This is a genomic window from Aeromicrobium sp. (genome assembly GCF_036676885.1).
In the GTDB taxonomy this organism is placed as follows: domain Bacteria; phylum Actinomycetota; class Actinomycetes; order Propionibacteriales; family Nocardioidaceae; genus Aeromicrobium.
In genome coordinates this window covers 1-13978 of the sequence record NZ_JAKFCB010000327.1, presented here as the reverse complement: position 1 = coordinate 13978, position 13978 = coordinate 1, and the positions used below count along the sequence as shown (strand labels likewise).

Below are 13978 nucleotides of genomic sequence, written 5' to 3'. Positions count from 1 at the left end.
CGGCCACTTGTCGGCCTTGGCGTCCTCGGCGATCGAGGTGTCCTGGGCCTCGCCCTCGATCTTCTTGCCCTTGTCGGAGCCGATCAGCAGGATGTTGAGCGCCTTGCCCTTGTCGGGGTCGGGACGGTCCTTCTCCTTGAGCTTGGGCTCGACCTTGTCGATGCCGCCGAGCTTGTTGTTGAGCATGTAGGCGTACGCGGCGGTGGCGCTGATGCCGATGCTGAAGACGACGGCGAGGGTCACGAGGGTCAGGAAGGTCTTGCGGTGACGTCGGCGAAACTTGTCGCCGTCCGCTCGCCTCTTGCCGGCGTCGCGGTAGTTGCCGAGCCTGCCTGCCATCGTGCTCCGTCCTCAGGGAATCCCGTCCATTCTGCCGGGTGCCACCAAGGTGTCCAAGTCGGTCCCGGCCTAGAGCTCCAGGACGAGCGTCGTCGGGCCGTCGTTCGTGAGGGAGATCTCCATGTCGGCGCCGAACACGCCCTCGGCGACGGTCGCACCAAGAGAGCGCAGGCTGTCGCAGAAATGGTCGTACAGCGGCTCTGCGACGGGTCCCGGCGCCGCAGCCGTCCAGGTGGGGCGCCGGCCCTTGCGGGCGTCGCCGTAGAGCGTGAACTGGCTGACGACGAGGATCCCGGCGCCGAGCTCCGCGGCGGACCTCTCCTCACGCATGATGCGCAGGTTCCAGATCTTGGCGGCCAGGCGGTCGGCGAGGTCCTTGGTGTCGTCGTGCGTGACGCCGAGCAGGACCACCAGGCCGGTGCCGATCTCTCCCACGGTCTCGCCGGTCACCTCGACCCGCGCCTGCGTGACCCTCTGAACCACCGCTCTCATGCAGGTCAGCGTAGATGGGCCCTCCGACCCCGTCGCCCGAGGCTCGCGCGCCGCCGCATCCCGCCCGGCCGCGTTGTCGTCGGTCGTCGCACAACCGCAGTGTGCCCCGCCCGTAGACTGGAGGCATGCCGTTCGAGATCCCGTCCGACCTCCACCCTGACCTGATGCCGGTCGTGTGGCTGCTGGGCAACTGGCACGGCGACGGGCACGGCGACTACCCGACGATCGACCCGTTCACGTTCGAGCAGGACGTCGTGTTCGCGCACGACACCCGGCCGTTCCTCCACTACTTCAGCCGGACGTGGATCACCGACGACAAGGGCCAGCGCGTACGCCCCGGAGCGCTCGAGACGGGCTTCCTGCGGCCCAAGGGCGACGGCAAGCTCGAGCTGGTCCTCGCGCACCCCACGGGCTACGCCGAGGTCTGGTACGGCCAGGTCGACGGCCCCCGGGTCACCCTCGCGACGGACATCGTCGCGCGCACGTCGACCGCCAAGGAGTACACCGCCGGCCAGCGCATGTACGGGCTCGTCGAAGGCGATCTGATGTACGCGTACGACATGGCGGCCGAGGGCCAGGAGATGCAGTCGCACCTGTGGGGGAGGCTCGCCCGTGTCTAGCCCGCTGCTGGCCCTGCACGGCGCCGTCGGCGGCGACTCGCCGGATCACGCCGTCGCTGCCCACTACGGCGCGATCTCGGCCGAGCAGCGCCGCCTCGCCGAGGGTCACACGTTCGTCGACCTGTCGCACCGTGACGTCGTCACGATCACGGGCCCCGACCGCCTCAGCTGGCTCCACTCGCTCACGACGCAGTTCCTCGAGAACCTCGCGCCGGGCGTCCCGACCGAGGTCCTGCTGCTGTCGCCCCAGGGTCGGATCGAGCACGGCTTCTCCGGCGTCGACGACGGCGAGACCTTCTGGGCGCACACCGAGCCCGGCGCAGGTGCGGCGCTGGTGGAGTTCCTCGACCGCATGCGTTTCATGCTGCGGGTGGAGGTCGCGCTCGCCACGGACGACTGGGCGGTGATCGGTCTGCCCGGGCTGCGGTGGGAGATCAGACCGCGCGCATCGCTCATGGACCTGCCTGACGAGCTGGGCGACCCCGTAGGGCTCTGGGCCTGGGAGGCCGAGCGCATCGAGGCCGGCCTCGTGCGCATCGGCCTCGACACCGACGACAAGACCATCCCCAACGAGGTCGGGCTGCTCGGCGTCGCGGTGCACCTCGACAAGGGTTGCTACCGGGGCCAGGAGACCGTCGCGCGCGTGCACACGCTGGGCCGGCCGCCGCGCCGCCTGGTCCGGCTCCTCCTCGACGGTTCCGTCGACCACCTCCCGGCCCACGGCTCGGACGTCACCCTCGATGGCGTACGCGTCGGGTTCGTCGGCTCGTCCGCACGTCACCACGAGCTCGGTCCGATTGCGCTCGCGGTGATCAAGCGCAACGTCGATCCCGCAGCGACGCTGCTCGCCGATGGTGTCGCAGCCAACCAGGAGGTGCTCGTCGACCCCGAAGCGGGGCTCCACGTACGTCCGGTCCTCCGCTGATGTCCGCTCACCGCTTTGCGATCCTGGCCGTGTGCACGGCCAACATCTGCCGGTCGCCGATCATGGAGGCACTGCTGCGTGCTCGGCTTGACGCAGGCGAGTTCGAGGTCGCGAGTGCCGGTGTCCGCGGCTGGGACCGACAGCCGATGGACAGTATGGCGGCGATGGAGCTCCTGCGTCTCGGGCACTCGGCCGAAGGGTTCCAGTCGCACGCCATCGACGCCTATCTGGTCGATTCCGCTGACCTCATCCTGACAGCGACACGTGCCCACCGCTCGGAGGTGCTCGCCAGGAACCCCGGCGCCCTTCGCCGTACGTTCACCCTGCTCGAGTTCGCGGCTCTGGGTGGGATCGTCGAGGGCAACGAGCCGCGTGACCTCGTCGTCGAGGCCTCACATCATCGCAGCCGCGCCCCTGCCGAGATCGACATCGGCGACCCCTACCGCCGCAGCCCTGAGGTCCACCGAGCGACTGCCGACCAGATCGACGAGGCGGTCGGGGTCATCAGCAACCGGCTCAACGCACTCGTCGGCGCACGCTGACGACCAGGCTCGGCCGTCAGGTGGTCCCTTGCCGGTGCTACCGCTTGCCGGCGCGCTTGCGGGACGTGCCTTCGGTCGCCCCGGCGAAGTACTCGGGCCCGTAGCCGTACCCGTAGCCATAGCCATAGCGTGACAGCTCCTTGGCCGGCGACATGCTGAGCACGGTTCCGAGCAGCCTCGCGCCGACCGAGCTCAACCGGGCGGTGGCAGTCCGCACCTCGTCGAGTCCGGTCTGGCCGTGGCGAACGACGAGGATCGCACCATCCGAGATCGAGGCGAGCAACGATGCGTCCGTGACCGGCAGCAGCGGCGGCGCATCGATCAGCACGACGTCGTAGCGGTGGCGCAGCTCGGACACGAGCGAACTCATGGCGTTGGTCTGCAGGATCTCTGACGGGTTCGGCGGCAGCGCTCCGCTCGCCAGCACGTCGAGTCCGGGGGTGGCCGACTGCTGGATGGCTGCATCGAGCGAGACGCGACCCACTAGGACCGTGGTGAGCCCGACGGCCTTCTCGAGGCCGAGATACTCGCTGACACGCGGGCGTCGAAGGTCGCCCTCGACGAGCGCGACCTGGGAGCCCGCCTGCGCCAGCGCGATCGCCAGGTTGCATGCCGTCGTCGACTTGCCCTCGCCGGCCAATGAGCTGGTGATCGTGATGACCTTGTTGTCGCGGTCGATGTCGAGGAACTGCAGGTTGGTGCGCAGAATGCGTACGGCCTCGAACCTCGGGTGGTGCGTGCCGAGGGACGTGATGAGCGGAGTCTGCACGGCCGCGCGGTCATACGCGATCGCGCCCAGCACGGGTGCTCCCGATGCCGCCTCGAGCTCGGCCGGGCTGTGGATGCTGCGGTCGGACGCGTTGCGGGTCGCGGCGACGGCGACGCCGGCCAGCAGGCCCAGCAGGCCACCGGCGACGATCCACGCGACTCGTGCCGGACTCGAAGGATCGGCGGACGCAGTCGCCGTGTCGACCACGGAAGGCGACAGGTCAGTGTCCTGGGCTCCGAGCCAGCTCACGAATGCTTCGGCGGCGGACTGGCTCATGTCCATGGCCTGCTGACGCTGGGTGCTGTCCGCCGTCACCCGCAGCACGGAAGTGTCATCCAGGACTCGCGCGGACAGCTGCTGGTCGATCGAACTCGTGCTTTCGGACAGCCCGAGGTCCTCGGCGACCCGGCCGGCGATGCTGCGGCCGCCGAGCACGTGAGCGTAGGACGCGACCGTCCGCTCGGCGACCGCGTCCGTGCTCTTGGCGGCAGGCGGGGCGATCAGGACGTCGGTATGTGCCGAATATCGCGGCGTGGCGAGATTCAGGTAGAGCACCGCGAGGCCGATCCCGACCAGCGTCATGAGGAGGAGGGTCGGCCATCGTCGGATGAGCGGCTTGACGACATGGCGTTGACTCACCGGTCACTCCTCGTTCGGGCTCGGGACGTTCAGGGGAAGATTACGACACCCAGTCGCCAAGTGGCGGCTCATCCGGTGCTGTGGGTTCACGCACATGTCGCCTGTTTCGGCCGCGGACGTAACTCGTTGCATGCAGAATCGTTTTCCTAGTGACAGCCCGCCCCCATTCTGTTCCCCGAACCTCCCGAGGCCGAGACACCATGGACTACACGCCGATCAGCACCCGACGCGTGCTCTTCGCGTTTGCTGCCACGGGCTTCGTCGCCCTCGTTCCGGCGCTGTTCCTCCTCCTGCAGTCGGGACACTCCGGGGTGCTGCCGTTACTGGCCGATGATGATGGCCGCTACCGTGGGGTTGTGCTCGGGGCAGGGAGCGTCATCCTGACGGCCTCGCTGATCGGATCGCTCATGTTGCTGGCCGCCATCGGCCGGCGGATGTTGCGGCTGCCGTCCAGCGCGTGAGCCTGCGCGTCGATCCCCCGGCCGTACGTGGACCAGGGGGACCGGGAGTGGACGTGGAGACTTCGGTCGACCACCGGGGCAGTGATGTCGACCACCGGGGCAGTGGTTGGGAGCGCCAGTACGGGCGAATCCTCGTCGTGTCGGACTTCGTCGTCCTCGCGTGGGTGTTCGCAATCGCGCACGGGGTGTGGGCGTCGAACCTGCCGGATGATCAGGGACTGCGCCCCTACGGCTGGGGACCGGTGGCCGCAACCGTCGTCATCCTCGTGCTGTGGCATGCGGTGCTGACCTTTGCGGGGACCCGCGACCTCCGAGTCTTCGGGGGTGGCCCGGAGGAGTACAAGCGCGTGCTCAACTCGACCCTGGTCGTCTTCGCCGTCATCGCGTTCGTCGGCTACATGGTCAAGGTGCAGGTGCCGCGGACGTACGTCGTGGTTCTCCTCCCGTTCGGTCTCGTACTGCTGGCCCTGAGTCGCTGGTCCTGGCGACAGTGGCTTCTGGTGCGTCGCCAGCATGGACAGATGATCCATGACGCCATCGTCGTGGGCAGCATCGAGTCGGTGGAACACCTTGCCGAGGTCATCGGTCGCAATGCTGTGTTCGGCTACCGCCTCACCGGTGCATGCATCACGAGCCAGGATCCGCCGATGCAGGTGGTGGGCGTACCGGTTCTCGGCGGTGTCGACGACCTCACCACCACGGTCATCAAGGCGAACACCAACGCCGTCATCATCACCTCGTCCGACGCGATGCACCCCGAGATGGTGCGCCGCCTGGGCTGGGACCTCGAGGGTTATGACATCGAGATCATCGTGGCCCCGTCGCTGGCCAACATCGCGGGCCCCCGGGTCCACATCCGCCCGGTCGCCGGCCTTCCCCTCCTGCACGTCGAGCAGCCGTCCTATCGTGGCGCGCAGCGCTGGGCCAAGGACCTGCTCGACCGAGTGGGGGGACTGCTCCTGCTCCTGCTCTTCTCGCCGGCGCTCGTTGCTCTCGCGTTCGCGGTCAAGCTGACCAGCCCGGGGGGCGTCTTCTTCGTGCAGGAGCGGGTCGGCCGTGACGGCAAGACGTTCGGCATGATCAAGTTCCGCAGCATGGTCGAGGGCGCCGACGCGATGCTGGCCGAGCTCCAGCCCGACACCAGCAACGTCGTGATGTTCAAGATGCGCGACGATCCGCGGGTGACCCGAGTGGGCCGATTCCTGCGCCGCTACTCCTTCGACGAGCTGCCGCAGCTGCTCAACGTCGTCAAGGGCGACATGAGCCTGGTCGGCCCGCGGCCCCCGTTGGTGTCAGAGGTGTCGGGCTACGCCGCCGAGGCCCGTCGTCGCCTGCTCGTACGTCCCGGTATGACTGGTCCGTGGCAGATCTCCGGGCGGTCGGACCTCGACTGGGAGGAGACGATGCGGCTCGACCTCTACTACGTCGAGAACTGGTCGCTGGTCGGCGACATGCTGATCCTCTGGAAGACGTTCCGGGCCGTCGTCTCATCCGCCGGCGCCTACTGAGTCGCATCACACCTCCGTTGAGTTTCTCCGAACGTGCCGTCGACCGATACCGTTGGTGTGGGCGCGTACGTTCTCAGACGACCTTGGCATGCATGTGGCTGCCGGCGGGTTGCACGGGACTTGACCGATCCGGTCCCGCGCCATCAACCCAGGAGCCTCCATGACCACCGAAACACCTGTCGATTCCCCGACCTTCGCAGATCTGGGGCTCGTCGACACTCTCGTGGAGCGGCTCGCGTCGCTCGGCTACGAGACCCCGACGCCGATCCAGGCGCGCGCCATCCCGACCCTGCTCGAGGGCAAGGACGTCGTCGGCCTGGCCCAGACCGGCACAGGCAAGACCGCGGCGTTCGCGCTGCCGATCCTGCAGAAGATCGATCCGGCCAACTCCAAGACGCAGGCGATCGTGCTGGCGCCGACGCGTGAGCTCGCGCTGCAGGTCTGTGAGGCCATCACGGCATACGCGGTCAACATCCCGGGCATTCGCGTGCTCCCGGTCTACGGCGGCCAGGGCTACGGCTTCCAGCTCTCCGGCCTGCAGAAGGGCGCGCACATCGTCGTCGGCACGCCCGGACGCGTCATCGACCACCTCGAGCGCGGCAGCCTCGACCTGACGTCGCTGGAGTACCTCGTGCTCGACGAGGCCGACGAGATGCTCAACATGGGCTTCGCCGAGGACGTCGAGCGCATCCTCGCGGACACGCCGGAGTACAAGCAGGTCGCGCTGTTCTCAGCGACGATGCCGCGACAGATCCGGTCGCTCGCCAAGAAGTACCTGCACGACCCGGTCGACATCGCGACGCCCAAGGCCACGACGTCGACCGCGACGGTCCGTCAGCGCTGGATCCAGGTCTCGCACCACCACAAGGTCGACGCGCTGACGAGACTGCTCGAGGTCGAGACCGGCGACGGCATGCTGGTGTTCGTGCGCACGAAGTCCGCGACCGAGGAGCTCGCCGACAAGCTGCGCAGCCGGGGCTACTCCGCCGCGGCACTCAACGGCGACCTGGTCCAGGCCCAGCGCGAGCGCACCGTGGCCCAGCTCAAGTCCGGTGCGATCGACCTGATCGTCGCGACCGACGTGGCAGCACGTGGCCTCGACGTCGACCGCATCACGCACGTCGTCAACTACGACATCCCGCACGACACCGAGGCGTACGTCCACCGCATCGGCCGCACCGGCCGCGCCGGCCGCACCGGCGAGGCGATCCTCTTCGTCACCCCGCGTGAGCGGCGGATGCTGTCTGCCATCGAGAAGGTCTCGGGCCGCCCGGTCGAGGAGATGTCCGTCCCGACGGCCGAAGAGGTCAACGAGCGCCGCGCCGGGCGTTTCGCGCAGGCCATCACGTCGAGCATGGGCTCGCCGTCGTTCCACGCGTTCCGCACCCTCGTCGAGGAGTACGCCAGCGAGAACGACGTCTCGATGACGGACGTCGCTGCTGCGCTGGCGGTCATGAGCCAGTCGGACAAGGAGTTCTTCCTGCGGCCCGACCCGCCCAAGACGGTTCGCGCGCCGCGCGAGGACTACGAGCCGCGCAAGAAGCCCGCCGGATTCGACCGCTCCGACCGGTTGCCCGCCGAGGGCGCGGCGGTCTATCGCGTCGCGGTCGGCAAGCGCCACAAGATCGGCCCGTCCGCAATCGTCGGCGCCCTGGCCAACGAGGGCAGCCTCAAGCGCTCCGACTTCGGCAAGATCACGATCGGCCAGGACCACTCGCTCGTCGAGCTTCCCGCCGACCTGCCGGACGCGGTGTTCGAGGCCCTCGCCAACACCCGCATCTCGGGCAAGCTCATCGACCTGCAGCCCGACTCCGGCCCGCCGATCCGGCGCACGCGAGAGGACCGCAAGGGTTACGCCAAGGGCCCCGGCGGCAAGAAGAGCCACGAGAATCGCCCCTACCCGTCCAAGGCCGCCGACAATCCCCCGCGCGCGAAGCGCGCGGGAGGTGCCCCCACGAGCAAGAAGAAGCCCTACGAGAAGTCCACGGGCACCGCTGCCCCCGCCACACGCAAGCCAAGGCACAAGTGATGCACAGACTCGACAACGCCTCGAGGGCGTACGACTGGGGCTCGATGACCGACATCCCGCAGTTCGTCGGCGGCGAGCCGGGCGAGGTCCCGCTCGCCGAGATCTGGATGGGGACCCACCCGCTCGGATCGTCGACGGTCGAGGGACCCGACGGCACGATGTCGCTGGCCGAGGTCGCGGGCGAGCTGCCGTTCATGTTCAAGATCCTGGCCGCCGACCGGCCGCTGTCCCTCCAGGTGCATCCCAACGAGGCGATGGCCCGCGCCGGCTTCGACGCCGAGGAGGCCGCGGGCGTGCCGCTCGACGCACCGCACCGGACCTACAAGGATCCGCACCACAAGCCCGAGATGGCGTACGCCCTGACGACGTTCGACACGCTCGTCGGCTTCCGGCCGACGGCGGAGATCCTGCGGGTGCTGAACGGCATCGACACCCCGCTCGCGCAGAGCCTTGCGGAGGACCTGCACGCTCAACCCGGCTTCCGCGGCATCGTGCGCCTCATCGGGCGGCTGCTGACTGAGGAGATCTCGGCGGCCGAGATCGAGCAGATCGTCGTGTGCTGCCGCGAGCTCGTCGACCAGGGCATCGACGTCAAGCGTGCCTATGTCACGGCGGCGGAGATCGCCGACCACTACCCGGACGACGTCGGCGTCGTGATCTCCCTGACGCTCAACCGGTTGACGCTGCAGCCCGGTGAGGCGGCGTTCCTGGGCACCGGCATCATCCACGCGCACCTGCGCGGCATGTGCCTCGAGGTCATGGCGGCCTCCGACAACGTGCTGCGTGCCGGCCTCACGAGCAAGCCGCTCAATCCCGAGGGCCTCATCAAGTGCCTCGACCGCGGCATGTCACGGCTGGCCCGGGTGACCCCGGAGCCGTTCGGCTTCTCGACCGATGTCTTCAGTCCGGACGTCCGCGAGTTCGCTCTCGCGGTGAGCCAGTGCTCGCGCGCCGAGCCCGCTGGCACGCTGCTGCCGACGGCGGGGCAGCGCATCGTGGTGTGCACGGGCGGCGAGGTCGAGCTGGTCAACGCGACCGGCGACCGGCTCAAGCTCAGTCGCGGCGACTCGGTCTACGCCGGACCCGACGATGGCGACATCCATGTGGTCGGCACGGGTGAGGTCGCGCAGGCCTACATGCCGACACCGGAGACGGTGGCCGGCGAGCTGATCGACCTGGTCCCGCCCTACAGCGAGCGCGAGCTCAGACGACGTCGGCGCGGCCGCGGTCCTTCAGAACGCTGACGACGTCCTTGACCTGCTGGGCGTGCTCGCGGGTCGTGACGAGGAGCGCGTCGGACGTACGTACGACGACGACGTCGCGCAGCCCGACCACGGCGATCGTGGTGCCGTCGTCGGCGATCGCCAGGCCGTCGGCATCGATCCACACGGTGTCTGACGACGAGATGCCGCCGACGTCCTGGAGAGCTGCGTAGTCGCCCACGTCGTTCCAGTCGAACGCCCCGGGCACGACCGCCATGCCGCCCTCGAGCGAGACCGGCTCGGCGACCGCGTGGTCGATCGCGATCTTGGTCAGCGTCGGCCACACCTCGTCGAGCACCTGCTGGCGCTGATCGGTGCTCCAGGCCTTCGCGATCGTGACGAGCCCGTCGTGGAGCCCGGGCTGCAGCCGGGCGAGGTGACCGAGCAGGACGTCCGTGCGGGTCACGAACATGCCGCCGTTCCAGCTGTGCACGCCGCTCGCGACGTACCTGGCCGCGGTCGGCGCGTCGGGCTTCTCGACGAACCTCGTCACGGCGCGGGCCGAGCCGGCACCGTCGACCGTCAGGTGGTCGCCGGACTCGATGTAGCCGAATGCCGTCGACGGACCGGCGGGGGTGATGCCGATCGTCGTGATCAGGCCGCTCGCGGCCACGGCGACCGCCTGGCCGATGGCCTCGGCGAACGACACCTGGTCGTCGATGACGTGGTCGGCCGCGAACGAGCCGATGATCGCGTCGGAATCGGTCGCGCCGATGACGGCGGCGGCGAGACCGATCGCCGGCATCGAGTCGCGTGGTGACGGCTCGACCAGCAGGTTCGTGAGCTCCGGGAGCTGGGCGCGGATCGCGTCGGCGTGAGCGGAGCCCGTCACGACGTGGATGCGCTCGGGCGGTATCAGGTCGACCAGCCGGTCCCACGTCTGCTGGATCAGGGAGCGGCCGGAGCCGTCGAGGTCGAGAAGGAACTTGGGACGGGACGCGCGTGAGAGGGGCCAGAGCCGGGTGCCCGCGCCGCCCGCGGGGATCACGGCATGGAAGCTGGCAAGACTCACGTCGGAGTGTTCAGGCACCACGTCATCCTAGGGCGTGCGCCACCAGGTTCTTGCGGAGATCACCTACGGCGTGCTGAGGCCGCCCACGGTTGTCGTGGCGGTGGGCTCGCCGATCGACTTGGCCTTGGCGTCGAGGGCCACGACCGCACTGAGGGCATTGTGGTCCGAGACCGCCGGCTGGGCATAGCTGCTGCCGGAGAGGCGCACGAGCTGCTTCCACTCCAGCACGGTGAAGTGCTTGGACACGAAGATGTGGTCGACGTGCGCTCCCGATCGCAGTGTCCCGCCGTCGGGGTAGCTCGTGTTGAACTGCGCGTTGATCGGGGACTTGGCCAGGGTGACGGAGTCCTGCAGTCCCGCGCCACGCATCAAGGCGCCCGGCGAGTCGGGGTTGCGGTGCCGGCCGGAGTTGAAGTCGCCGACGTAGATCATCGGCAGGCCCTTGTCATTGATCTGCGCCATGCGCGACAGCACGACGTTCATCTCGCGGGCTCGCCTGGAGTCGTTGCTCTTGCCGTTGTCGAGATGGATGTCGATGAAGTAGAAGACCCGGCCGGTCTCCTTGACCCGGAACTTGGCCCAGACCGTGTGCCGGTCGTCGCCGATCGGGAACAGGCCACCGCTGAGCTGGGTGAACAGCTTGCGCCGGTAGAAGATGTAGCCGGCCTCGCCCCCGCCGTCCGCGCGGACGAACTTCTGCGAGCCGCCGCTCCAGATCGCGTTGGTCGTGCGCCCGACGCGTTGCCCGCCGGCCTCCTGCAGGCCGAACATGTCGATCTTGTTCTCGTTGAGGAACGCGGCGCCGATGCGGGCCCGCCCGACATAGCCCGAGCACTTCTCGGAGCAGACGTTCCACGTGCCGACCTTGAACGACGACTCGCGCACCATGGTGCGGAACCTGACCGGCGTGCTGAACTCCCCGGCCTGGTCGCCGTTGACCGGACGGACGCGGATCCAGTAGACGGTTGCCGCAGACAGGCCTCGGGTGACGAACGAGTGCGCACCGCCGACCGTGCGCACGGTGCTCGGGGCCTTGGTGAATGCCTTGTCGCGGGCGACGGTGACGTCGAACTGGCGGGCGTTCGGGACCTTCTTCCACACCGCGTGTACGCCATCGGCCGTGGTCTGCCTGATCTTCAGCCCGCCGACGGCACCGGGCATCAGGGTGAACCGGGCGGTGCGAGAGGACCTGATCTTGCCGTCGCGAACCGCGTCGACGCGATAGAACTGGTCGACTCCCGGGGTCGTGGCGCCGAGGTCGGCCAGCGTCACGCTCGTGCCCTTGGCCGGGACTTTCGTGGTCTTCGCCGCGGTCAACGCGCGGTCGGCACCGACCTTGACGACGTACGAGTCGGCGTCGTCCGGGCCGTGCCAGGCGAGCTTGACGCTCGTGGGCGACAGGGGAGTCGCCGAGAGCTTGGTGGGTGCATCGAGCGTGTCGGGTGTCGCATAGGTCACCGCGAGGCCCGTGGCCAGCCCACCCACGACCAGCGCGCCGACGACGCCGATCAGGAGGCGGCGGCGATCGCTGCTCCTGCGTCGGCCGGCGACGCGCGCGGTGCGGCGGGACCGCCCGGGCGTGTCAGCACGCCGACGTGGGGCGATCTTTCTTCGGGTGACGACGGGAGGCTCCAGGACATACGGGGTGATCGGGTGGCTGAATTCTACGGGGTTGCCAACGATTGCCGCGCGGACTCCCGTGGATCAGCGGTTGAGCCGTACGTCCGTGACGATGGGGCTGTGGTCTGACGGGATGGGTGTCACCATCCGGCTGTTCGAGACGTAGGCGCCGTTGGCCCACGACAGGATGCGGCCCTCGCTGGGCCTGATCCACACGTGGTCGACGTGGTCGCCCCACTTGTAGCTGATCCGCGGCACGACGTCGAACCCGTTGTAGCTGTTGTTGTGCTGCAGTCGCAGCTTCGAGGCCAGGTCGTACGCGTCGTAGTAGCCCTGCTTGCGGAGCACGAGGGCCAGGTCGTCGTTCGCACGGTTCTTGTGGGAGTTGAAGTCGCCGGCATAGACGACGGGCAGCTTGGCCTGGGCGTTGATCGCGGCAATCTCCCGGGTGAGGGTCGTGATCTCGGCCGTTCGCTGGTCCGCGGCGGTCTCGTTGTCGCCGGCGACGGTGTGCACGTCGACGAAGAGCGTCCGGTCCTTGGTCTCCTTGTCGGCCAGCACGGCCCACACGGCGTAGCGGCAGCCGCCGCCGTGGTAGCCGAGGAACACATAGCCCTTGGTGACCTGCGGCCATGACAGGTCGCACCCCTGGGAGCTCTTGCCCGGCTTGGCGGGCACGGTCGACGTCGGCGCCACGCTGCTGAGGCGCGAGGTCTTGTAGAGCAGTCGCTTCGAGCTCTTCTCAGCCGCTTCGGCGTAGCCGAGCTCTGCCGGCATTGCGAGGTAGATGGCCTCCTGGGCGGCGATCACGTCCGGGGCGTACGCCCTGATGCGTCCCAGGGCTGCCGGCTGGCGGCCGCTCCAGTTGGAGCACTTCTGCGAGCACATGTTGTACGTCATGACGCGGTAGGTCGGTCCGGTGCCGGGCGGGACCCACAGGATCGTGGGGTGGCCCACCCGCGACGACTTCTGGCCGACCGCGCTGCCGTTGAGCGCCCGGACCTGGACGAAGTAGGGGACGCCGCGCACCAGGCCGGTGAACGTCTTGGCGCTCGAGGTCGCCCCGTAGCGCTTGGCGTTGGACATCGTGTAGCTGCGGGAGATGTAGACCTGGTACGACTTGGCGTACCGCGTGTCGGGCCAGTCGACCGTGAGGCCGGCCGTCCCGGTCTTGGTCGAGTAGGACGCCGCGATGAACGACACGAGGCCGACCTTCGGCGGCGTCGTGGCTGCCTGGGCAGGCTGCAGGCCTGCGAGGATGACAAGGAGTACGGCCGCGAGGCCCCCGAGAGCAGTACGCATGTCTCGAATGGTAAGCCGCGGCATCCCACCACGTCCGGCGATCATGAGATCAGCGCCTGGCGATCGTGGGGCGTGCGCGGACGGGACTGCGGTCCGTGACGAACGAGCATGATTCAACCTCGCTGGTGGGGAAGCGGCTCGGTCGAGCCGACCAGTAGTCCTCAGAGAATAGGGGAAAACTCCCGAGAATTCGGGACGAACGGCATTTCGCGGCTCTGCGCGCCGCAGCCGCAACGACGACGCCCGGGCGCCTCGAGACCGTGCTTCCTAGGCCGACCCGCAGGTCGTCTCCTAGAGTGGCCGACGTGGAAGTACTCGCGGAGGTCGTACGTTCAGGGCTCGTCGAAAGTCGCCATCGAGGTGTCGCCGTCGGGGTCGATCCGGCCGGCGACGTGACCTGGTCGATCGGCGATCCGGGCACCGTGATCTTCCCCCGGTCGGCCAACAAGCCGATCCAG

14 protein-coding genes are annotated in these 13978 nt (G+C 68.7%); 8 read left to right on the top strand and 6 right to left on the bottom strand.

Annotated features, from left to right (window positions below):
* Both V6M46_RS15215 and dtd read right to left on the bottom strand, forming a co-directional pair.
* The coding region (locus V6M46_RS15215) for a hypothetical protein (protein WP_332666621.1) at window positions 1-339 on the bottom strand (339 nt) is incomplete at its 3' end.
* A 69-nt stretch (window positions 340-408) separates the two neighbouring features.
* Complete coding sequence (gene dtd / locus V6M46_RS15210) at window positions 409-831, bottom strand: D-aminoacyl-tRNA deacylase (RefSeq protein WP_332666620.1); 423 nt, start codon at window positions 829-831, stop codon at window positions 409-411.
* 125 nt (window positions 832-956) lie between these two features.
* Here dtd and V6M46_RS15205 point away from each other — a divergent pair, with 125 nt between their 5' ends.
* Genes V6M46_RS15205 through V6M46_RS15195 form a run of 3 tightly spaced genes read left to right on the top strand, consistent with a single transcriptional unit; the run spans window position 957 to window position 2918 of the window.
* Window positions 957-1451 (top strand): FABP family protein, encoded by a 495-nt coding sequence (locus V6M46_RS15205; RefSeq protein WP_332666618.1) that lies wholly within the window; start codon window positions 957-959, stop codon window positions 1449-1451.
* Window positions 1444-2376, top strand: a complete 933-nt coding sequence (ygfZ, locus tag V6M46_RS15200) for a CAF17-like 4Fe-4S cluster assembly/insertion protein YgfZ (RefSeq protein WP_332666617.1) — start codon at window positions 1444-1446, stop codon at window positions 2374-2376. Before V6M46_RS15205 ends, ygfZ begins: the two co-directional genes overlap by 8 nt.
* Window positions 2376-2918 carry an arsenate reductase/protein-tyrosine-phosphatase family protein gene (locus V6M46_RS15195; protein WP_332666615.1) on the top strand — a complete coding sequence of 181 codons (543 nt, stop codon included), beginning with the start codon at window positions 2376-2378 and terminating at the stop codon, window positions 2916-2918. The genes ygfZ and V6M46_RS15195 overlap by 1 nt, the downstream gene beginning before the upstream one ends.
* Before the next feature lie 37 nt (window positions 2919-2955).
* Here V6M46_RS15195 and V6M46_RS15190 read toward each other — a convergent pair whose 3' ends face one another.
* Complete coding sequence (locus V6M46_RS15190; protein WP_332666613.1) at window positions 2956-4326, bottom strand: polysaccharide biosynthesis tyrosine autokinase; 1371 nt, start codon at window positions 4324-4326, stop codon at window positions 2956-2958.
* A 200-nt stretch (window positions 4327-4526) separates the two neighbouring features.
* Here V6M46_RS15190 and V6M46_RS15185 point away from each other — a divergent pair, with 200 nt between their 5' ends.
* The 4 genes from V6M46_RS15185 (at window position 4527) to manA (ending at window position 9568) form a co-directional block, all read left to right on the top strand.
* On the top strand, window positions 4527-4787 hold the full coding sequence (locus V6M46_RS15185) for a hypothetical protein (RefSeq protein WP_332666611.1): 261 nt from the start codon (window positions 4527-4529) through the stop codon (window positions 4785-4787).
* A 53-nt stretch (window positions 4788-4840) separates the two neighbouring features.
* Complete coding sequence (locus V6M46_RS15180) at window positions 4841-6295, top strand: sugar transferase (protein ID WP_332666610.1); 1455 nt, start codon at window positions 4841-4843, stop codon at window positions 6293-6295.
* 160 nt (window positions 6296-6455) lie between these two features.
* Entirely contained in the window at window positions 6456-8324 is a 1869-nt protein-coding gene (locus V6M46_RS15175) for a DEAD/DEAH box helicase (protein WP_332666608.1), read from the top strand.
* The gene (manA, locus tag V6M46_RS15170) at window positions 8324-9568 is read left to right on the top strand and encodes a mannose-6-phosphate isomerase, class I (protein WP_332666606.1); all 1245 of its coding nucleotides are present in this window, start codon (window positions 8324-8326) and stop codon (window positions 9566-9568) included. The genes V6M46_RS15175 and manA overlap by 1 nt, the downstream gene beginning before the upstream one ends.
* Here manA and V6M46_RS15165 read toward each other — a convergent pair.
* From V6M46_RS15165 to V6M46_RS15155, 3 genes are all read right to left on the bottom strand, one after another.
* Window positions 9528-10616: a mannose-1-phosphate guanylyltransferase gene (locus tag V6M46_RS15165; RefSeq protein ID WP_332666604.1), complete on the bottom strand. Its 1089-nt coding sequence runs from the start codon at window positions 10614-10616 to the stop codon at window positions 9528-9530. The two genes, manA and V6M46_RS15165, sit on opposite strands and share 41 nt — an antisense overlap.
* A gap of 45 nt (window positions 10617-10661) precedes the next feature.
* The gene (locus V6M46_RS15160; protein ID WP_332666603.1) at window positions 10662-12083 is read right to left on the bottom strand and encodes an endonuclease/exonuclease/phosphatase family protein; all 1422 of its coding nucleotides are present in this window, start codon (window positions 12081-12083) and stop codon (window positions 10662-10664) included.
* A gap of 219 nt (window positions 12084-12302) precedes the next feature.
* Window positions 12303-13520, bottom strand: coding sequence for an endonuclease/exonuclease/phosphatase family protein (locus tag V6M46_RS15155; RefSeq protein ID WP_332666601.1), 1218 nt, complete (start codon window positions 13518-13520; stop codon window positions 12303-12305).
* Window positions 13521-13780: 260 nt separating this feature from the next.
* Between V6M46_RS15155 and V6M46_RS19625 the strand changes: the two genes are divergently transcribed.
* The coding region (locus tag V6M46_RS19625) for an asparaginase (protein WP_442880535.1) at window positions 13781-13978 on the top strand (198 nt) is incomplete at its 3' end.